The sequence below is a fragment of the Nocardia abscessus NBRC 100374 genome (assembly GCF_000308455.1).
Lineage (GTDB): Bacteria > Actinomycetota > Actinomycetes > Mycobacteriales > Mycobacteriaceae > Nocardia > Nocardia abscessus.
Genome location: NZ_BAFP01000055.1, coordinates 1 through 19,081 on the forward strand (window position 1 = coordinate 1; position 19,081 = coordinate 19,081).

The following is a 19,081-nucleotide window of genomic DNA, read 5'->3' on the forward strand; positions in this document are numbered from 1 at the left end:
GCATGCTCGGTCTCGCTTCGCTCGAAAGCTGGGGTTGGGCCGGTGTGGTCGCGTGGGGCGCGGCGTGTGTCGCCTGATGTTTGCCGTTGATGTGACTGGCGGTTTGAATGTTCGCCGCTTGCTCGTCGTCTGGGTGGCGGTGGCTCGGATGTGAGCCGACGGCGCATGCTGGGGCTGGCTTTGCTCGAAACGTGGGTTGGGCCGGTGTGGTCGCGTGGGGCGCGGCGTGTGTCGCCTGATGTTTGCCGTTGATGTGACTGGCGGTTTGAATATTTGGCGCTTGCTCGTCGTCTGGGTGGCGGTGGCTCGGATGTGAGCCGACGGCGCATGCTGGGGCTGGCTTCGCTCGAAACCGGGGGTTGGGCCGGTGTGGTCGCCTGGTGTTTGCCGTTCGTGTGACGGGCGGTCGAAAGTTCGGCACTTGCGGCTTCGCCGTGACGTGACCGCCGTCGGGCGCTCGGATGTCTGCCTGGCTGGGCGGGAGCGTGCCGTCGCGGAACTCCGCTACTTCGGGAGTGCGGGGACGATCGCTTCGCCGACGCTCGCCAGGCGGTCGCAGGGGTTCTGGCCTGCGGTCTTGTTGACCAGCGTCAGTTGCAGTAGTCCCTGGCGGGCGGGGAACAGCACGTCGCACATCTGGTCCTTGGCGGCGTCGTCGACGCGGAACTGGCGTCCGGGGCGGCCGGCGATCGTGATGTCCTGGAAATCGACATTGCCCGGCTTGCGCTCGAACTCGGCTACCGACGAGGTGTTGGAGAAGACCCCGAGGGTGAAGTCGGCGCCCTTCCATCCGCAGATCTCCCAGCCGGGCTGCTTGACGCCGCCGACGCCGACCTGCTTGCTCGCCGGATCGAGTCCGGCGCTGGTCAGCGCGTTTTCGGGGATGCCGGTGCAGGGATCGAACAGTGCGGCGGAGGTGCCCGCGGCGGCCTGCGTGGTGGTTGTCGCCGGTGACCCGCCGGACTCGTCGCCGCAAGCGGCGAGTCCGAGTACAAGTGCTATTGCCAAGGGAACCAACGTGATTCGGTGCGCCATCCCGCCCTCTTGCCTCCGGTGTGTCGCGCCGGACTGTATCAGAGTCGCGCCGAGGGGTTTCGCGGCGGGCGAACGCGGGTAACAGGCAGCGTGACTCGGCGCACACTCGAGCGGACGCTGATTCGTCGCGCCCGGTAACCGTTGGTTGCCAGTGTGTTTAGAAGTGCGCACAGTGTCCGTTTTGCCCGAATTTCGCGTTGACACCGGGAAGGCCCTGTGAAAGTTTGCCCCTGATTTCCGTGTCCTCGCCGTGCAGCGGTCACGGCGGCCGATCGGAGGAGCAGAGGGTGGTGCGGTCACGTCGACGACCGGAATTATCCGGTGGCACACGGTTGTCCACGCCCGGCGAACAGCAGGGGTCGGGCAGCGGAATCGTCCGCCCCCGCACGATTCGCGGACAGTTGACTCGAATCCTCGTCGTCTCCTTGGTTCTGGTGCTCGCGCTGCTGGGCGCGATGGTCGCGCGGGAGGTCGACGCGTACCGCGGGAGCCGGGACACGGCGGCCGCGGTATCGCTGGCGTTGGCGGTGCAGGACTTGGTGCACGAGGCGCAGCGCGAGCGCGGCCTGACCAACGGCCTGCTCGGCGGCGACGGGCGATTGCTCCAGCCCGTCGCCGACCAGCGCGGCGCGGTCGACCGCGCGCTGCGCGAGCTGCGGGGTGCGATGGCGGACAACCCGCCCGGCGCGGACCGGGTGCGCGCGGCCGCCCGGCCGCTGACCGACCTGGAGGCGACCCGCGCCCGGATCGATGAGCGGCGAACGGCCCGGCAGGCGGCCTTCCAGTACTACACCGACGCCATCGACGCGCTGAACCACCTGCCCCTCGGTCTCGACCAGGCCGCCGATCCGGCGGTCCGGCACGGTCTGCAAGCGTTGTACGCGCTGGGCGAGGCCAAGGAACAGACGGCGCGCGAACGCGGCTTCCTGAACGGAGTCTTCGCCGCCGGCGCTTTCGGGCCGGGCGAGTACGTGCAGTTCCTCGACATCCGAGCGGCCAAGCTGGCCGGTCTGGCCGCGTTCGCCCGCGACGCCACCGCGGCTCAGCACGCGCGGTTGGACGCCGTGCTGGACAGCGACAGCGCGGTCCGGGCCGCGGAGTCGGAGAGCATCGCGATCGCCTCGAGCGCCGGACCGCTGGTGCGCCCGGTCGACGCGATCACCTGGTGGGCCGGGATGACCGGGGTCATCGACGAGCAGCGCACCGTACAGCAGGCGGTCGGCGCCGACATCGGCTCGCGCGCGGAGGTAGTGCGCCGCAACGCCGCCTTGATCCTGGGCGCGTTCGTGCTCGCCGCGCTGGCGGCGATCGCGGTGGAAGTGGCGCTGGTCGTCTCCGCGGTGCGCGCCATCGTCCGGCCGCTGGCCATGCTGGCCGCGGACGCCGACGACGTATCGAGCCGGCGGCTGCCCGACGTGATCGCGGCCTGGCGCACCGGCGACGACACCCGCCCGCCGGACCCGCCCGCTCCGGTGCGGACACCGGCGGGCGCGAGCGTCGAGATCGCCGCCGTGGCACGAGCTCTGGATCGGGTGCAGTCCACCGCGTTCGACCTCGCGTCGGAGCAGGCGCTGGTGCGCCGCAACACCACCGAGTCGATGGTCAGCCTGGCCCGGCGCAGCCAGAACCTCGTGCGCCGCCAGCTCGGCCTGATCAGCGAATTCGAGCGGGAGGAACTCGATCCCAAGGCGCTGTCGAACCTGTTCGAACTCGACCATCTCGCCACCCGCATGCGACGCAACGCCGAGAGCCTGCTCGTGCTGGTCGGCGAGGCCAGTCCGCGCCGCTGGGCCGAACCCATCCCGCTGAGCGATGTGATCCGCGCGGGCCTGTCCGAGGTGGACGACTACCGCAGGGTGGTGCTGCGCCGGATGGACGAGGTGCTCGTCACGGGCGCGGCGGCCAGCGAGCTGGCGCACATGCTCGCGGAGCTGATCGAGAACGGACTCGCCTTTTCCCCACCGGATCTCGAGGTCGAGATCTACGGGCGTGCCGGGCCGAACGGATATCTGCTCGCGGTGGTCGACCACGGAGTCGGCATGCCCGCCGAACACCTGGCCCAGGCCAACGCACGACTGCGCGGCGAACAGGATTTCGTCGTCGCGCCGACCCGCCATCTGGGCCACTACGTCGTCGGCAGGCTCGCCGAGCGGCTCGGCATCGGCGTCGAGCTGAGCGTCTCGCCGGTGAGCGGCATCGTCGCGCGCCTGACGCTGCCGCCGGGCATGCTCGAAACCGGACAGCTACAGCGCGACGACCCGAGCGAGCCCGCGCCACGCGCCGCTGCGCTCCCGATCGGTTCGAGTTCGCCGAGGCCACGTCCGTCCGCTGCCGAAGCGACCGTGGCTCGATCCAGGACGAACGCCGGGTCGTCGGCCTACACCCCGGTCGTCGCCACGCTGACGGAACCGGCGGCTGCGCCGAGTGCCGCCGCCCTCGAGTCGCGCAGCCCGGCAGCGGATTCCGAACCCGTGACGCGGCACACCAAGAACGGCTTGGTCAAACGCAACAAGAAAGCCCGCGCAGCCGGTACCGGTCCACGGCCCGGCGCGGTGCCGCGATCGGAGCCCGCACCCGCGGTCGAGCGCTCACCCGAGGAGATCCGCGGCATGCTGTCCGCCTTCCGCTCGGGCTACCAGCGTGGCGCGCCCGGAAGGCACGCCGCCACCGCGCAGGACGACCTCGTCCGCGCCGCCGATACAGCGCACGAATTCCAGCCCGCGACCATGGCAGAGGAGATCCGGTGACCACCCACATATCGAGCGCCGACCCGCACACGTTCAATTGGATGCTGGCCAACTTCGTCCGCGAGACCGACGGTGTACGCGAGGCGGTCGCGGTCTCCTCGGACGGCCTGCTCATCGCCATGTCCGACGGCCTGGACCGCACCTCCGCCGACCGGCTCGCCGCCATGGTGTCCGGGCTGGTCGGGCTCGCCCGAAGCGCCTCGCGCAGTTACTCCTTCGACGGCCTGAAGCTGATCATGATCGAGATGAAGCGCGGCTTCCTGCTCGTCTCCGCCCTGGGCGACGGCAGCTGCCTCGGCGTGATCGCCGACAGCGGTTGTGACGTCGGTCTGGTCGGGTACGAGATGGCGGTGCTCGCCGAGCGCGCCGGCGCGCTGCTGGATCCCGCGCTCATCGCCGAACTGCGCGAGACGCTGCGGCGATGAGACGCGAATCCGCCGCCGACGATCGATTCGTGCGGCCCTTCGTGGTCACCGCCGGACGCACCACGCCACTGCTGGACGGGCTGCGCATCGAGACGTTGGTGCGGGCCGAGCCCGCCGCGCTGTCCGCGCCGCTGCGCTTCGAGCAGCGCACCCTGGTCCGGCTGTGCCAGCAGCCGCACTCCATCGCCGAAATCGGCACCGCGCTGCGGGTTCCGATCGGGGTGGCCAAGGTCGTCGTCAGCGACCTGGCCGCGACCGGACACGTGACCGTGCGCGCCGCCGACCAGCTCACCGCCGCTGCCATCGAGAGGATCAGGGACCTTGTCCGGGCACTCTGACATGCGAACGCCGACCATGCCGTCCTCGGTGAAAATCGTGATCAGCGGCGGGTTCGGCGTCGGGAAGACGACGTTCATCGGAGCCATCTCCGAAATCGAGCCGCTGGTGACCGAGGCGGCGATGACCGAGATGGCCGTCGGCGTGGACGACCTCGCACACCGTGCGGACAAGACGCAGACCACGGTCGCCCTCGACTTCGGCCGCATCACCCTGGACAGTTCGCTGATCCTGTACCTGTTCGGCACGCCGGGCCAGGACCGCTTCGTCTTCCTGTGGGACGACCTGGTCGACGGTGCGCTCGGTGCGGTGATCGTGGTGGACACCGGCCGCGTCGACGACTGCTACCCGGTGCTGGACTACTTCGAGGAACGCGGCACGCCCTTCGTCGTGGCGGTCAACCGCTTCGACGGCAGCGCGCACTTCGACCTCGGCGAGGTTCGCGAGGCGCTGGAGCTGGAGAACTGGATCCCGGTGCTGGAGTGCGATGCCAGGTCTCGCGATTCGGTCAAAGAGGTACTGGTTTCGCTGCTGGAACAGGTACTGCTGCACCGCCCGGATCAGCTCACCGCATGAGACATGGGCTCAGCGCCCCCATCGGGGCTGGTCGGCGGTACGAAGTATCCGGCCGGTGCCACATTCGTCGCCCGAACGAGGGTGCACCGCGGCACCGGCCGAAAATCCGGAGGTCGTCGCCGATGAATTCGCCGGGCGTCCGGCGTCTGTACTGTTGCCCCTCCCGAACGACGACAAGGAGCATCATCATGAGCAACGGCGCGGACCTCGCCCTCACCCACATCGGCGTGCTGGTCGGTGACCAGGACAAGGCCCTGGAGTTCTATCGCGACCTCATCGGACTCGAGGTGCGCGCGGACATGCCGTTCGCCGGTGGGCGCTGGGTGACCGTCGGCCCCGCGAAGCAGCCGGGTATCGAGTTCATTCTGGAGACGCCGGAGATGGTGCCGGACCAGGCCGCCGGTGCGGCGGCGCGGGCTCGGCTGGCCAACGGCGCGCAGGGCACGCTGATCTTCACCACCGACGCCGTGGACGCGACCTTCGCCCGGCTGCGCGACGCCGGGGTCGAGGTGACGCAGGAGCCGATCTCGCAGCCGTACGGGGTACGCGACTGCGGATTCCGCGACCCGTGGGGCAACCACCTGCGCTTCTCCGAACTCCCGGGCTGATCCGGGCGCGGCCGGTGTGGGCCGCGTCGCATTCCCCCGCAGGCCGCAGGGCAATACTGTCTGATCATGGGCGAAACGATGAGCGAGATCCAACAGGACGCCATCCGGCCGCTGCGCGACGACATCCGGTTCCTCGGTGGCGTGCTCGGCGACACCATTCGCGACCACGAGGGCCCGGAGGTCTTCGACCTCATCGAGCGGGTGCGCATCGAGGCGTTCCGGGTGCGCCGCGAGGAGGTCGAGCGCAGCGCCGTCGCGGAGATGCTGGACGGTGTGGACATCGCGGTCGCCCTTCCGCTCATCCGCGCGTTCAGCTATTTCGTGCTGCTGGCCAATCTGGCCGAGGACATCCAACGCGACCGCCGCCGCGCCGCGCACGAGTCGGCGGGCGAACCGCCGCAGGAGTCCTCGCTCGCGGCGACCTACCGCAGGCTGGACGCGGCGGCGCTCGACGGAGACCGGGTCGCCGATCTGCTGGCCGACGCGCTGGTGTCGCCGGTGATCACCGCGCACCCGACCGAGACGCGCCGCCGCACCGTCTTCGACGCGCAGGCCCGGATCACCGAGTTGATGCGTCTGCGCCAGCGCTACGCCCAGAGCGAGCGGGAGCGGGCCGATCTGGAGCTGCGCATCCGACGTCATGTACTGAGCCTGTGGCGTACCGCGCTGATCCGCTTGGCTCGCTTGCGCATCCAGGACGAGATCTCGGTGGGTCTGCGCTATTACGACCTCACCCTGTTCGACGTGATCCCCGCGATCAACGCCGAAGTGCGCGCCGCGCTGCGCTCGCGCTGGCCCGGTGTGGAGCTGCTGCCGCGCCCGATCCTGCGTCCCGGCTCGTGGATCGGCGGCGATCGCGACGGAAACCCGTACGTCACCGCCGATGTCGTGCGTCAGGCCGCGTACCGCGCGGCCGGCGTGGCTTTCGAGCGTTACCTGCGCGAGCTGGTGGAACTGGAGAAGACGCTGTCGCTGTCGGCCCGCCTGGTCACGGTGACGCCGGAGGTCGCCGCCCTCGCCGAGACCGGTTACCCGGATCCGGCCACGCACGCCGACGAGCCGTACCGCCGCGCGCTGCATCATGTTCGCGCCCGGCTGACCGCTACCGCGCTGTCCGCGCTGGGCGAGGTTCCGCCCAACGGCCTGGACTCCGGGGCGCGGCCCTATCCGTCCCCGCAGGCGATGCTGGACGATCTGGACGCCATGGACGCCTCGCTGCGGCGCAGCGGCGACGGCCTGATCGCCGACGATCGCCTCGCCGCGTTGCGCTACGCCGTGGAAACGTTCGGCTTCCATCTGCAAGCCCTGGACATGCGGCAGAACTCCGAGGTGCACGAGCAGGTCGTCGCCGAGTTGCTGGCCTGGGCCGGGGTGCATTCCGACTACGCGAGCCTGCCGGAGTCGCGCCGGGTGGAACTGCTCGCCGCCGAGCTGCGCACTCGGCGCCCGCTGCTCGGCCCGCACGCACGGCTGAGCGAACTCGCGGTCAAGGAACTCGACATCGTCCGCGCCGCGCGGGAGGTGGTGGACACGCTGGGGCCGGAGGCGGTGCCGAACTACGTCATCAGCATGTGCACGTCGGTCAGCGATCTGCTCGAAGCCGCCCTGCTGCTGAAGGAGGGCGGGCTGCTGGACCCGGGGGAGCCGGACGGGCCGCCGAGCTGCCCGGTGGGCATCGTCCCGCTGTTCGAGACCATCGAGGACCTGGGCGCCGGGGCGGCGACGCTGTCCGCGGCGCTGGAGGTCGGGGTCTATCGCGAGCTGGTGGCCGCGCAGGGGATGCGCCAAGAGGTGATGCTCGGCTACTCCGACTCCAACAAGGACGGCGGATATCTGGCCGCGAACTGGGCGCTGTACCGGGCGGAGCTGGACCTGGTCGAGGTCGCCCGCAAGACCGGCATCCGGCTGCGGCTGTTCCACGGCCGGGGCGGAACGGTCGGTCGCGGCGGCGGCCGTAGCTACGACGCGATCCTCGCCCAGCCGGCGGGGGCGGTGCGCGGTTCGCTGCGGCTCACCGAGCAGGGCGAGGTGATCGCGGCCAAATACGCGGAAACCGGTGCGGCGCACCGCAATCTGGAGTCGCTGATCGCGGGCACGCTCGAGTCGACCCTGCTGGACGTGGAGGGCCTCGGCGCCGACGCCGAGCCGTCCTACGGAATCATGGACGACCTGGCCGCTCGCGCCCGCGCGGCGTACGCGCGGCTGGTGCACGAAACGCCGGGATTCGTCGAGTACTTCCGCCAATCCACGCCGGTCGCCGAAGTCGGCGACCTGAACATCGGCAGCAGGCCCGCGTCCCGCAAGCCGACGAATTCCGTCGCGGACCTGCGGGCCATCCCGTGGGTGATGTCGTGGAGCCAGGCGCGGGTGATGCTGCCCGGCTGGTACGGCACCGGCACCGCGCTGGAGGAGTGGATCGGCGGCGACCCGCAGCGCCTGGCGACCTTGGCGGACCTGTACCGCCGGTGGCCGTTCTTCCGCACGGTGCTGTCCAACCTGGCGCAGGTGATGGCGAAGAGCGATCTGGATATCGCCGCACGCTACGCCGAACTCGTGGACGACGTGGCGCTACGGGAGCAGATCTTCGGCATGATCCGCGACGAACACGCCCGGACCGCCCGCATGCACGCCGCGATCACCGGCAACGATCACCTGCTGGCCGACAACCCGTCGCTGGCCGAGTCCATCCACAACCGCTTCCCCTACCTGGAGCCGCTCAACCAGATGCAGGTGGAGCTGCTGCGCCGCCTGCGCGCCGGTGACGACTCCGAACTGGTCAAACGTGGCATCCTGCTGACCATGAACGGCCTGGCCACCGCCTTGCGCAACTCGGGCTGAGCCGCCGAGCCGGTTCCGGTAGGAAGGAACGTCGTGTCGATCGACGAAGCAGCCGTAGCGGCGCTCGCGGACCGCCGGATCGGTCCCGAGCACAAGGGCATGCCACCCGCGTCCTGGGGCCGCACCGTGCGGGAATTCCTCACCACCGCACCGACGCTCGACCAGCTCGAGACGCCGGTGCTCACCGTCGATCGAGCCGCCGTGACGGCGAACATCGCGGTCATGGCCGAGTGGGTGCGCGCGGCGGGCGTGCGGTTGGCGCCGCACGGCAAGACCACGATGGCCCCGCGGCTGTGGGCCGACCAGCTCGCCGCGGGATCGTGGGGGATCACCCTGGCCACCATCTGGCAGGCGCAGGTGGCGCGATCCTTCGGCGTCGCGCGGATCCTGCTGGCCAACGCGCTGGTCGACCCGGTCGGATTGCGCTGGGTGGCGGCCGAACTGGAGCGTGACCCGTCTTTCGAGTTCGTCTGCTGGGCCGACAGCGTCGAAACGGTCGTGCTGATGGACGCGCATCTGTGCGAGGTTCCGGGACGAGAGCGGATCGGGGTGCTCGTGGAACTCGGCGGCCCGCACGGCCGGACCGGCGCGCGCACGGTGGACCAGGCGCACGCCGTGGCGCGGGCGATCGACGCGGCGTCCCGGCTGACGCTCGCCGGAGTGGGTGGTTACGAAGGCGCGCTCGCGCACGACCGCACCGCGTCCGGTATCCGCGCGGTGCGCGACTACCTCGGCGAACTCGCACGTCTGCACCGTGAACTCGCCGCGGCCGGGCGATACCGGTGTCCGGCGATCGTCACCGCCGGTGGCAGCGCCTATCCGGAACTGGCGGTGGAGTACCTGGCCTCGCTCTCCGACGAGCAGGGCAGGCACGGTGTCGCGACGACGGTCGTCCTGCGCTCGGGGGCGTACGTCATCCACGACGACGGCTTCTACGCGAGCATGTCGCCGCTGGCGTCGCCCGAGTGCGCGCGGCCGCTGCGCTCGGCGATGCACGGCTGGGCGCGCAACCTTTCCCGCCCGGAGCCGGGATTGGCCCTGCTCGACGCGGGCAAACGCGATCTGCCTTTCGACGAGGGGATGCCGATTCCGCAACGCGTCGCGGGACTCGGGGGCGGTGCGCTGGACGGGAACGCGACGGTGTCGGCGCTCAACGACCAGCACGCGTTCCTCCGGTTGCCGCGCGGCGCCGCCACGGAATTGCCGATCGGCGCGGTGGTGCGCCTCGGGCTTTCGCATCCGTGCACCGCCTTCGACAAATGGCGGCTCGTTCCCGTGATCGATGACGCCGACGCTCCGGTGCCGCGGGTGGTCGATTTCCTGCACACGTTCTTCTGACGCTCCGGTACGAAATGGGCGGATCTCCCTGCGCGGCAGGGTAGTGCGAACCGTCCGTGACCGAGGCGAGGTGCCGCCTTCGTCAGCCGTTCGAAGCGAGCAGGGCGCGTACCAACCGATCCAGCGCCGGGCGCGGATCGAATTCCGGCGCGGGGTTCACCAATTGGTGCAGGATGATTCCGTCGAACTGGCCGACCAAGATCCGGGTCATCGCCTGATCGCCGCCGACCTCCGCCAGCAGGCCCGCGGCCCACTCGGTCAGCCTGCGCTGCCCGCGCCGGACGGTCTCGCGCAGCGCGGGCATGGTCTGCGCCTCCAGGAACAGTGCGTAGCGCGCCAGTGTCCGCACCCGGTCGGTCCGCGCCGCGTGGACGACGAAAGCCGCCATGCCGTCGACGAGTTCGGTGATGGTGCCGGGGGCGGGCTGCCGGTTGAGCGCGTCCCAATCCGCGTAGTCGCGTGCCTCGAGACGCTCGGCGATCCCGATCAGCAGCGCTTCCCGGGTGCGGAAGTAGTTGGAGGCGGACCCGGCGGGCATGCCGGCGACCTCGTCGACCGCGCGGTGGGTGAGCGCGCGGGTGCCGCGGGAGCCCAGCAGTTCGATCGCCGCGTCCAAGACGAGTTCGCGCTTGGTGGACATCTCTCGATACTACAGCGGTAGTGATACGAGTTACAGTCCCGCCCGTTGCTACTACATTCGTAGTATCGTCCGGGGCGGCTGCTCGCCGAGCGGTCCGGAGAAAGGGGAACCATGCCCGAGGCACTCATCGTGGGCGGTGGCATCGGCGGTCTGGCGACGGCCGTGGCCTTCCTGCGGCAGGGATGGCGCGTCGAAGTGCTCGAGCGCGCCGCCGAGATCACCGAGGTCGGTGCCGGGCTGTCCCTGTGGCCCAACGCCCTTCGCGCCCTCGACGCGCTCGGCGTGGGCGACCAGGTGCGGGCCCGGGCGGTCGAGCAAGGGGCCGCGGGCATCCGTGACCGGGCGGGACGGTGGCTGACCAGGATGGACACCGAGGCGATCCGGGCGAGGTACGGCAACCCGATCATGATGCACCGTGCCGACCTGGTGAACGTGCTGCGTTCGGCGCTCCCGGCGGAGGCTGTGCGCACCGGCGTCACCGTGGCCGAGGCGAGAGTCGACGGCACGGTCGTGCACTCGGCCGGAACGTCCGGCGGCGACGTCGTCGTCGGCGCCGACGGCATCCGCAGTGTCGTGCGCCGCGCGGTCAGCGGCGAGGTGCGGCCACGCTACGGCGGCTACACCGCGTGGCGGGTGGTCGTCATGCCGCGCAGGCCGGTCACCGAGATGGGCGAAAGCTGGGGACGGGGTGAGCGTTTCGGGTACGTCCCGCTGGTGGACGGCCGGGTCTACTGCTTCGCCACCGCGAACATGCCCGAGGCAACGCCCAGCGGCGGATCGGCCGAGTTGCGCACCCGGTTCGGCGGATGGCACGAGCCGATTCCCGCTCTGCTCGCCGCGGCCGAGGGCGCCGAGGTGCTGAAGCACGATCTCTACGACCTGCCCGCGCTGAAGACCTTCGTGGCAGGGCGGATCGCGCTCGTCGGCGACGCTGCGCACGCCATGCTGCCCACCCTCGGGCAAGGCGCTTGCCAAGCGCTGGAGGACGCGGTGGTGCTGAGCAGGGTGGCCGCCGCGGGCGGCGGCCTGGCCGGCTACGACCGGGAGCGCCGGCCGCGCACCCGGATGATCGCGTCCCGTTCCCGCCGGCTCGGCGCGGCGGCGCAACTGTCGTTTCCGCCCGCCGTCGCGTTCCGTGATGCCGTGGTGCGGGCGATCCCCGCCTCGGTGCAGCTCAGATCGCTCGCCTCCGTCCTGGATTGGCGCTGCTAGCCGCCGCGGCCGCTACGGTGCGGGGAAGGCCCGCAGTGCTCGCTCGCATCGGGCGGCCTGGGCCCGCAGGGCTTCGACGAGTTCCGCCGGACCGGCGAGCAGTGTGAAGTCGAGATCGACCGAGGTGATCATCCACACCAGCTGCTCAGGTGTTTCCGCGCCCACCAGCAGGCGGCAACTGTGGTCGTCGACGGCCTCCAGCACGCCCATCCCGGGCCAGACACGATCGGCGGCATACTCCGCGGACCCGTGCAGCAGTACCGTCGCCTGCTGCGGCCAGGCCCGGGTGGACAGCCGCATCGAAAGATATGCCGCGACATCACCTTCCGGCGGCTCACGCGGTGCGAATCGGGGACCGGTCGGGATTCGCGGGGTGATCCGGTCGGCACGGAAGGTGCGCCAGTCGGCGCGGTCCACGTCCCAGGCGACCAGGTACCAGTGCCTGCTGAAGTGCACAAGGGTGTGCGGCTCGACGGTGCGGACACTGGGCGCGCCGTCGAGCGCGCGATAGTCGAACCGCAACCGTTCGTGGCGCTGGCACGCTTCGGCGACGGCCAGGAGGATGTCCGGACGCACCTCGCTGCCGGGCGCGCCGACGCGCAAGGTGGCGCCGCGCAGTGTGCGGACCCGATGGCGCAAGCGGGGCGGCAGCACCTGTTCCAGCTTGGTCAGCGCGCGCAGCGACGCCTCCTCGAGCCCGGTCACGGTGCCGGCGGAGGCGCCGCGCAGGCCCACCGCCACCGCGACGGCTTCCTCGTCGTCGAGCAGCAGCGGCGGCAGCGCGGCCCCCGCGCCGAGGCGGTACCCGGCGGCGCCCTGCGTGGCGTGGACCGGATAGCCGAGTTCCCGGAGCCGATCGACGTCGCGGCGCACCGTGCGCCCGGTGACGCCGAGCCGTTCGGCCAGTTCGGCGCCGGTCCAGTCGCGATGGGTCTGCAGCAGGGCCAGCAGTTTGAGCAGGCGAGCCGACGTTTCGAGCACTATGCCAGAATGCCGGAAACTTAGGAACGATCGCGTCCTAAGCGCTTCCTACCGTGGTGGACATGACTACCGACCAGGACATTCGCCCCTTCCGCATCGATATCCCGCAGGAGAAGATCGACGACCTGCACCGCCGCCTCGCCGACACGCCGTGGCCGAGCGACCTGCCCGGCGCCAAGTGGGACAAGGGTATGCGGGTGTCCTATCTGCGTCCGCTGGCCGAGTACTGGCGCAGCGAATTCGACTGGCGCGCCGTCGAAGCGAAGCTGAACGAACTGCCCCACTTCGTCACCGGCATCGACGGGCAGCAGGTGCACTTCCTGCACGTCCGCTCGCCGGAGCCGGATGCGCTGCCGTTGGTGCTCAACCACGGCTGGCCCGCGTCGTTCGTCGAGTTCCTGGAGGTGCTCGGACCGCTGAGCGATCCCCGCGCGCACGGCGCTGACCCGGCCGACGCGTTCCACCTGGTCGTGCCCTCACTGCCGGGCTTCGCGTTCTCCGAGGTGTCCCCGGACCCGGGTGCGGGCTCGACCGAGCGGTTCGCGGAGGTCGTCGCGGCGCTCATGGCGCGCCTCGGCTACGACCGCTACGGCGTGCAGGGCGGTGACGCGGGGTACTTCATCGCCGCTCGGTTGGGCCATATCGCCCGCGACCGCCTCGCGGGCCTGTACGTGAACGGTCCGATCACGATCCCCGCGTGGGACAGCGGCGATGCCGACTCCTGGGGTGGGACGGAGGAATCGGCGGCTGCGGGCGAGTGGTCCTCGGCGGGTGCGCAGGCCGAGTACAGCCCGGAGGATCAGGCGAAGCTGGCCACGCTGACCGGCCCGGAGAGCTATGCCCGCTACGACTACGCGACGCTGCAAGCCAACCGTCCGCAGACGCTGGCGATCGGCATCCAGGACTCGCCCGCCGGGCTGCTGGCCTGGATCGCCGACCTGTTCCGGCAGTACACGAATCCGGCGATCGAACTGCCCGAGGACGCGGTGGGCCGGGACGCGCTGCTCACCAATGTCAGCCTGTACTGGTTCACCGGAACCTTCGCCTCCTCACTGCGGCTCTACAGCGAATCCGAGGCCTGGGGAGCGCCGGTGCGGAAGTCCGACGTGCCGACCGCGGCGGCGCTGTTCCCCGGTGACCTCTCGATCCGCAAACTCGCCGAAGACGCGCACAACATCGTCCGGTGGACCGAATTCGACCGCGGCGGGCATTTCGCGGCGATGGAGGCGCCGGACCTGCTGACCGCGGACGTACGCGAGTTCTTCCGCACCCGGCGCTAGAGCGTCTGTCGAAGTAGCGGGTGTGCTGGCACGGTGCAGCGGTGCCTGCTGACCCGCTTTTTTCTGAATGCCGTTGCCTGTATTGGCGAATAAAGGATGTCTCCGGTAGGTCGGTTGAACGACCAAGTAAAACCGAAGACCGGCCGGAGACCTCATGACCAGCGTAACGGTGATGGGGCGCGCGGATCTGACCGATGCGCAATGGGCGCGGTTGCGGCCGCTGCTGCCCCGCAACCAGAAGGCGTCTCGTCCGCCCCTGTGGACGAAACGACAGCTCATCGACGGGATCCGGTGGCGGACCCGGGTCGGTTGCCCATGGCGCGACATCCCAGCCCACTACGGATCCTGGTCGGCGGTCTATGGACGTTCCGGCGATGGCAGCGTGCCGGGGCCTGGGCACTGATCTTGAAAGCACTGCAATGTTTCGCCGAGGCCGCCGGTGCGATCGTGCCAGTGGCCCGGGCAACCAAATCGAACCACCGAGCGGACCCGGTGAGTGCGAACCCGGCGACCACGCACTCGGCCGCTGCCGAGGCGGATGGACAACAAAACTCCATCTGGCCTGCGAAGACCGCTGCCGGGTGATGAGCATGCTGCTCACCGCGGGCCAGGCCGGCGACAGCCCGCAATTCGCGGCGGTCCTCGACCGGATCGCAGTCCCGAGATCCGGCAGCCGCGCCCGCTGACGACCGGACCGAGTACTCGCCGACAAGGCCTATTCCCGGCGCTGCTACCGCGACTGGCTGCGTCGGCGCGGGATCAAAGCCACGATCCCGGTGCCGGCCGATCAAGCCGGTCACCGCCGGTCCCACATCGCCGCTATCAACCAATGGCTTTGAGGTGCCCTGCGCCCCCGGACAGTGACCCCTGGTAGGGCGGTTACGGCCGGTCGTCCAGGTCGCTGCCGGGCGATGACGCACGACGAAATGGCCGATTGCCCGCCTCGAACGCAGCGCTGGGGGATTGACGGGCATCGACAGCCCACCGGGTGGTCAGGTGAGTGAGAAGAAGAGTGTGTCCTGGGTGTACCAGTCGACCCGCCTGGTGGCGAACTCCCACTCGTTGTGCTCGAAAGTGAGTTTGTCGATGAGTTCTTGAACGTCGTACTGAACGTCGGGGTCCATCCGATCCAGGACAGCGCGGTATGCGTCGGCTGCAGGCTTGGCGTTGGCCAAGGGCAAGTAGCCGATGGTCGGGTAGCCGTCGACCGGTGGTGGGAGGAGCGGGAACCCGTCGGGCAGTCCGCCGTAGAGGTAACCGTACGGAAGAAGATCGGTGGGTACGCCCAGCCGGTGCATCTCGTCGTCCAGCAGGCTGAAGAACTTGGCGGGATCAGAGTAAGTATTCAGCGTCGCCGGGTCGCTGGCGTTGCAGTCGATGATGTGCTGCAACGCGGCGTGGTATGCGTTGCCCGCGCACTTCGCGGTTGAGTCGGTGTGTCCCGCGATGAGGTGATCGAGGGCGTCGGGGATGGAAAGGCCCCAATCGACGTCCCAGTAGTCGAGATCGTCCTGGCGTGCCTGGGCGTTCTTGCGCGCTATATCGAGGCGGCGCAACTGTTCGCCGGTGAGGGCGCCGTTGCTACCCAGGTAGGCCAGGGCGTGCGCCTTGTCGGCGGTGGAGTAGTTGATGTTGTGACTCATGCGAGTCATATTCGCAAGCCCCGCTGACAAAACTCCCACGTCCAGTTGCCTCCGTCGGGAAGGACGCCTTGCTGCCTGCGTGCCTGATCTGGCCGGCAGTTGAGGTCGCCGGCCTTCTTGATGCGCGCTCCGAGTGCGTCCAATTCGTCGACTGTGGCCATTGCTCTGAGATGGCGGCAAGATGGTTCCGGCGAGATTGGGCAGTCGAACGCGGCATCAACCAACTCGAACAACACCGAGCAGTCGCCACCCGGTTCGACGAACTCGCCGTCCGCTACCTCGCCACAATCCACATCGCCGCGATCAACCAATGGCTCCGCCCCACTGCTCACTCACTTCGATACACGCCCTAGCCGAACCGGGCAGGTGCGGGAGATCTAACCTCCCGAGTAGCGCGCATGCATGGCGGCGGCCGTCGCCGCGAGCTGTGCGCGCAGCTGCGGCGGTTCCAGCACTTCCACGAACTCGCCAAGTGGAAGAAGTGCGTGCGCGAGCACCTCGAAGGACTCGGACGGCACGACCACTTCGACCCACCCTTCGGCATCGGGCGGTCCCGCGGAGGCTTGCGCCTGCGCGACCGCTGCCGGATCGTTCATCAACCGCAGCAACCGCAGGTGGGTGGCGGCGATCCGGCAGCGCGCCCGGACGCGCAGCATCGAACGCGCGAAATCGTCGGCGGCTTCGGTCCAGTGCGCGCGCAGGTCGAATTCCACTGGGCGAGTGAATGATTCGCCGGTCGGTTCGGCGGAGAGGATCCGGCCCACCCGATACGAGCGGGGCGTGCGCCCGCTCCGGGCGACCAGGTACCAGGTGCCTGCCTTGAGCACCAGCCCGAGCGGGTCCAGCGAGCGCTCGACCACGTTGTCCTTGCGCCCGTAGCGCACGCGCAGCGTGCGGTCGTGCCAGAGCGCGTCGGCGATCGTCGCGAGCGTCGGCGTCTCGTCCGGCCGGTGGAACCAGCCCGGCGCGTCGACGTGCACCCGCTCGGCGATGCGCGTCGCGCGTCCGCGCAGTTCCGGTGGTAGCGCGGCGAGCACCTTCAACTGCGCGGTGGCCAGCACCGTGCCCAGCCCGAGATCGGCTGCGGCGCCGGGCAAGCCGGTCAACAGCACCGCGTCGGCCTCGTCGGTGGTGAGGCCGGTGAGCCGGGTGCGGTAGCCGTCCAGCAGCCGCACGCCACCCGCGCGGCCCGGCTCGCTGTAGACCGGGACACCCGCCGCCGAGAGGGCTTCGACATCGCGATAGACGGTGCGCACCGAGACCTCCAGTTCCCGGGCGAGTTCGGGCGCGGTCAGCCGGCCTCGGGTCTGCAACAGCAGAAGCAGTTGCACCAGTCGACTCGCCCGCATGCCCGCGACACTAGCCGGAAACCCTGACAGAAGACGGCAAGTTTTCCCCGTACCGTCCTCGGCATGACCACTTGGAGCCGATTCACCGAAGAAGCGCCGCACATCGCCGAGGTCTTCCTGCGCAGGCACCGGGCCGCGGGGAATCTCTGCATGCTCGGCACCCTCCGTTCCGACGGTTACCCGCGGATCAGCCCGATCGAGCCGCGGGTCTTCGAGGGGTTGCTCGTGATCGCGGGTATGCCGGGCACCACCAAGTTCCGCGACCTGGCCCGGGATCCGCGCTTCTGCCTGCACACCGCCACCGTCGACACGAACGTGTCCGACGGCGACGCCAAACTGTTCGGCACCGTCGTGGACCTCCCCGACCGGGACGTGCACACCCGCTTCGCCCAGCAACTGTTCGACGAGACCGGTTTCGACATCCGAGGTCAGGAGTTCGACCACTTCTACGTCGCCGAGCTCACCGGGGCGTCGACGGTGGAGGTAGCGGGCGACCACCTCGACATCACCATCTGGAAGCCGGGCGAAGGCGAGCGTGTGGTGCAGAAGCACTGACTGGGCGGCGGAAACGGCGCTGCTCCGGCCGGACGCGTCGGGGGCATCGCCGACTCGTGCGTCGCAGACGACACGGCCGGAGTAGACCCGCTCGCCGACGGCTGAGGGCGAAGTGGTCCGCGCTTCCGGACGAATCGCTGCTCACGGCCTGGTGTGCGCAGGCAGCAGGCGTTGGATATCGGTGTAGCTGACAATGCCGGACGCAACGGGGAAGTCGTCCCGCACGGCGCGTGCGACCTCCACCACGGCCGACAGCGCCGAGCGGTAGAGCAGCGACCCGGTGCTGATCCGGCGCACGCCGAGTCCGGTCAGCGTCGCGATGCCGGGGCCGGTGGCCGCATAGAGGACGTTGACCGGCAATTCGGTCGCCGCCACGATCCGCTCGATGCGCTCCGCGTCGGTCAGGCCCGGCACGAAGACGCCGTCGGCTCCGGCCGCCGCGTACCGTCGCACGCGGGCGTGGGTCGAGCCGTGATCGAGGCACAGCCAGTAGGTGTCGATACGGGCATTGACGAACAACTCCGGCGTGCGCTCCTTGATCGCGGCGATCAGTGTGGCCTGGTGCTCCGGCGCCGCCAGCGCCGATCCCGCACGGCCGTCTTCCAGGTTGACGCCCGCGATCCCGCAGGCGGCGAGCTGTTCGACGAAATCCGCGACCGCGCCGGGCCGCTCGTCGAAGCCACCCTCGATGTCGACGGTCACGGGGATCGGCAGCCGCGCCAGGCGACGGGCGCAAGCGAGCGTTTCCGCCTTCGTGAGGCTCGCCCCATCGGCCAGCCCCGCCGCGGCGGCCACGCCGAGGCTGGTGGTGCCGATCGCCGGGAATCCCTCGGTCGCCAGGAGCGCGGCCGAGGCGAAGTCCCAGGCGTTGGGCAGGACGAGGGGCCGGTCACGGTGATGCAGACCGTGGAAGATCTCGAACTTGGTCGGCGAGGTGGCCGCGCCGGGCGCCGGAGAAGACGTAGTCATGCCGCGACGGTAGCCACGGCACGTTTCGGCGCCCGCCGAAACGAGAGGCCGCCATCATGGAGTGGTGCCGACCAGAGGAGCCGAACTGGCGGGCTTCGCCGCCCTGCTCGCCGACCGCACGCGCGCCGACATCTGCCTCGCCCTGCTGGACGGACGGGCGTGGACCGCCGGCGAGCTCGCGCGCCACACCGGTGTCGCCGCGTCCACTGCGACCGAGCATCTGGACCGTCTGCGCGACGGCGGCCTGCTGGTCGAACACCGTCAAGGCAGGCACCGCTACGTGCAGCTGGCGGGTCCGCAGGTCGCGGAACTGCTCGAGGGCATGGTCGCCCATCTCGACCCGTCCGGCCGCCCGGTGACCGGCTTGCGTACCGCCACGGTCGCCGCCGCGCTGGCTCGTGGCCGCACCTGCTACGACCATCTCGCGGGCCGGCTCGGGGTGGCGATCACCGACGCCATGACCGCGCGTGGCCTGCTGCACGGTGACGGCGGGTTCGCCCTCACCGATTCCGGCTCGGCGTGGCTCACCGGCTCGATGGGCGTCGACCC

The 19,081-nt window shown here is 70.0% G+C and carries 18 protein-coding genes; 12 read left to right on the forward strand and 6 right to left on the reverse strand.

From position 1 onward, the window contains the following. Positions 1 to 504: 504 nt before the first annotated feature. The gene (locus ON19_RS38820) at positions 505 to 1,008 is read right to left on the reverse strand and encodes a DUF3558 domain-containing protein (protein WP_157229651.1); all 504 of its coding nucleotides are present in this window, start codon (positions 1,006 to 1,008) and stop codon (positions 505 to 507) included. Positions 1,009 to 1,322: 314 nt separating this feature from the next. Here ON19_RS38820 and ON19_RS10835 point away from each other — a divergent pair, with 314 nt between their 5' ends. The 7 genes from ON19_RS10835 (at position 1,323) to ON19_RS10865 (ending at position 9,903) form a co-directional block, all read left to right on the forward strand. Beyond that, on the forward strand, positions 1,323 to 3,782 hold the full coding sequence (locus tag ON19_RS10835; protein WP_227954910.1) for a sensor histidine kinase: 2,460 nt from the start codon (positions 1,323 to 1,325) through the stop codon (positions 3,780 to 3,782). Further along, on the forward strand, positions 3,779 to 4,207 hold the full coding sequence (locus tag ON19_RS10840) for a roadblock/LC7 domain-containing protein (protein WP_227954909.1): 429 nt from the start codon (positions 3,779 to 3,781) through the stop codon (positions 4,205 to 4,207). The genes ON19_RS10835 and ON19_RS10840 overlap by 4 nt, the downstream gene beginning before the upstream one ends. Further along, positions 4,204 to 4,545: a DUF742 domain-containing protein gene (locus ON19_RS10845; RefSeq protein WP_043689710.1), complete on the forward strand. Its 342-nt coding sequence runs from the start codon at positions 4,204 to 4,206 to the stop codon at positions 4,543 to 4,545. The genes ON19_RS10840 and ON19_RS10845 overlap by 4 nt, the downstream gene beginning before the upstream one ends. Positions 4,546 to 4,561: 16 nt before the next feature. Further along, entirely contained in the window at positions 4,562 to 5,119 is a 558-nt protein-coding gene (locus tag ON19_RS10850) for a GTP-binding protein (protein WP_051168728.1), read from the forward strand. 188 nt (positions 5,120 to 5,307) lie between these two features. Continuing rightward, positions 5,308 to 5,727, forward strand: coding sequence for a VOC family protein (locus ON19_RS10855; RefSeq protein ID WP_043689713.1), 420 nt, complete (start codon positions 5,308 to 5,310; stop codon positions 5,725 to 5,727). A gap of 66 nt (positions 5,728 to 5,793) precedes the next feature. Beyond that, on the forward strand, positions 5,794 to 8,565 hold the full coding sequence (ppc, locus tag ON19_RS10860) for a phosphoenolpyruvate carboxylase (protein ID WP_372478699.1): 2,772 nt from the start codon (positions 5,794 to 5,796) through the stop codon (positions 8,563 to 8,565). Positions 8,566 to 8,604: 39 nt separating this feature from the next. Further along, the gene (locus ON19_RS10865; protein ID WP_438803634.1) at positions 8,605 to 9,903 is read left to right on the forward strand and encodes a type III PLP-dependent enzyme domain-containing protein; all 1,299 of its coding nucleotides are present in this window, start codon (positions 8,605 to 8,607) and stop codon (positions 9,901 to 9,903) included. Positions 9,904 to 9,985: 82 nt separating this feature from the next. Here ON19_RS10865 and ON19_RS10870 read toward each other — a convergent pair whose 3' ends face one another. After that, entirely contained in the window at positions 9,986 to 10,543 is a 558-nt protein-coding gene (locus tag ON19_RS10870) for a TetR/AcrR family transcriptional regulator (RefSeq protein WP_043689715.1), read from the reverse strand. Positions 10,544 to 10,654: 111 nt separating this feature from the next. On the opposite strand from ON19_RS10870, the gene ON19_RS10875 reads away from it, so the two are divergent. Continuing rightward, positions 10,655 to 11,755: an FAD-dependent monooxygenase gene (locus ON19_RS10875; RefSeq protein WP_043689717.1), complete on the forward strand. Its 1,101-nt coding sequence runs from the start codon at positions 10,655 to 10,657 to the stop codon at positions 11,753 to 11,755. Positions 11,756 to 11,767: 12 nt separating this feature from the next. Here ON19_RS10875 and ON19_RS10880 read toward each other — a convergent pair whose 3' ends face one another. Then, positions 11,768 to 12,736, reverse strand: coding sequence for a helix-turn-helix transcriptional regulator (locus ON19_RS10880; RefSeq protein ID WP_043689720.1), 969 nt, complete (start codon positions 12,734 to 12,736; stop codon positions 11,768 to 11,770). Between the two features lie 62 nt (positions 12,737 to 12,798). Here ON19_RS10880 and ON19_RS10885 point away from each other — a divergent pair, with 62 nt between their 5' ends. Both ON19_RS10885 and ON19_RS43675 read left to right on the forward strand, forming a co-directional pair. Next, positions 12,799 to 14,016 carry an epoxide hydrolase family protein gene (locus ON19_RS10885; RefSeq protein WP_043689723.1) on the forward strand — a complete coding sequence of 406 codons (1,218 nt, stop codon included), beginning with the start codon at positions 12,799 to 12,801 and terminating at the stop codon, positions 14,014 to 14,016. A 154-nt stretch (positions 14,017 to 14,170) separates the two neighbouring features. Next, positions 14,171 to 14,419, forward strand: coding sequence for a transposase (locus tag ON19_RS43675; RefSeq protein ID WP_227954908.1), 249 nt, complete (start codon positions 14,171 to 14,173; stop codon positions 14,417 to 14,419). Between the two features lie 589 nt (positions 14,420 to 15,008). Here the strand turns inward: ON19_RS43675 and ON19_RS10900 are convergent. Continuing rightward, positions 15,009 to 15,659 (reverse strand): DUF7691 family protein, encoded by a 651-nt coding sequence (locus ON19_RS10900; protein WP_043689725.1) that lies wholly within the window; start codon positions 15,657 to 15,659, stop codon positions 15,009 to 15,011. A 377-nt stretch (positions 15,660 to 16,036) separates the two neighbouring features. Next, a complete protein-coding gene (locus ON19_RS10910) occupies positions 16,037 to 17,008 on the reverse strand; it encodes a helix-turn-helix transcriptional regulator (protein ID WP_043689728.1) in 972 nt (323 codons plus the stop codon). Positions 17,009 to 17,071: 63 nt separating this feature from the next. Between ON19_RS10910 and ON19_RS10915 the strand changes: the two genes are divergently transcribed. Beyond that, positions 17,072 to 17,563, forward strand: coding sequence for a pyridoxamine 5'-phosphate oxidase family protein (locus ON19_RS10915; RefSeq protein WP_043689729.1), 492 nt, complete (start codon positions 17,072 to 17,074; stop codon positions 17,561 to 17,563). 141 nt (positions 17,564 to 17,704) lie between these two features. Here ON19_RS10915 and ON19_RS10920 read toward each other — a convergent pair whose 3' ends face one another. Beyond that, positions 17,705 to 18,532 carry an isocitrate lyase/PEP mutase family protein gene (locus ON19_RS10920; RefSeq protein ID WP_083899282.1) on the reverse strand — a complete coding sequence of 276 codons (828 nt, stop codon included), beginning with the start codon at positions 18,530 to 18,532 and terminating at the stop codon, positions 17,705 to 17,707. A gap of 64 nt (positions 18,533 to 18,596) precedes the next feature. Here ON19_RS10920 and ON19_RS10925 point away from each other — a divergent pair. After that, positions 18,597 to 19,081: ArsR/SmtB family transcription factor (locus tag ON19_RS10925; RefSeq protein WP_043689730.1), on the forward strand; the 485-nt coding region annotated here is incomplete at its 3' end.

Bases quoted from the DNA above. Each gene is read 5' to 3' on its own strand.
- ON19_RS10920 (WP_083899282.1), bottom strand. From the start codon at position 18,532: ATGACTACGTCTTCTCCGGCGCCCGGCGCGGCCACCTCGCCGACCAAG.
- ON19_RS10915 (WP_043689729.1), top strand. From the start codon at position 17,072: ATGACCACTTGGAGCCGATTCACCGAAGAAGCGCCGCACATCGCCGAG.
- ON19_RS43675 (WP_227954908.1), top strand. From the start codon at position 14,171: ATGACCAGCGTAACGGTGATGGGGCGCGCGGATCTGACCGATGCGCAA.
- ON19_RS10900 (WP_043689725.1), bottom strand. From the start codon at position 15,659: ATGAGTCACAACATCAACTACTCCACCGCCGACAAGGCGCACGCCCTG.
- ON19_RS10910 (WP_043689728.1), bottom strand. From the start codon at position 17,008: ATGCGGGCGAGTCGACTGGTGCAACTGCTTCTGCTGTTGCAGACCCGA.
- ON19_RS10850 (WP_051168728.1), top strand. From the start codon at position 4,562: ATGCCGTCCTCGGTGAAAATCGTGATCAGCGGCGGGTTCGGCGTCGGG.
- ON19_RS10870 (WP_043689715.1), bottom strand. From the start codon at position 10,543: ATGTCCACCAAGCGCGAACTCGTCTTGGACGCGGCGATCGAACTGCTG.
- ON19_RS10845 (WP_043689710.1), top strand. From the start codon at position 4,204: ATGAGACGCGAATCCGCCGCCGACGATCGATTCGTGCGGCCCTTCGTG.
- ON19_RS10855 (WP_043689713.1), top strand. From the start codon at position 5,308: ATGAGCAACGGCGCGGACCTCGCCCTCACCCACATCGGCGTGCTGGTC.
- ON19_RS10875 (WP_043689717.1), top strand. From the start codon at position 10,655: ATGCCCGAGGCACTCATCGTGGGCGGTGGCATCGGCGGTCTGGCGACG.
- ON19_RS10885 (WP_043689723.1), top strand. From the start codon at position 12,799: ATGACTACCGACCAGGACATTCGCCCCTTCCGCATCGATATCCCGCAG.
- ppc (WP_372478699.1), top strand. From the start codon at position 5,794: ATGGGCGAAACGATGAGCGAGATCCAACAGGACGCCATCCGGCCGCTG.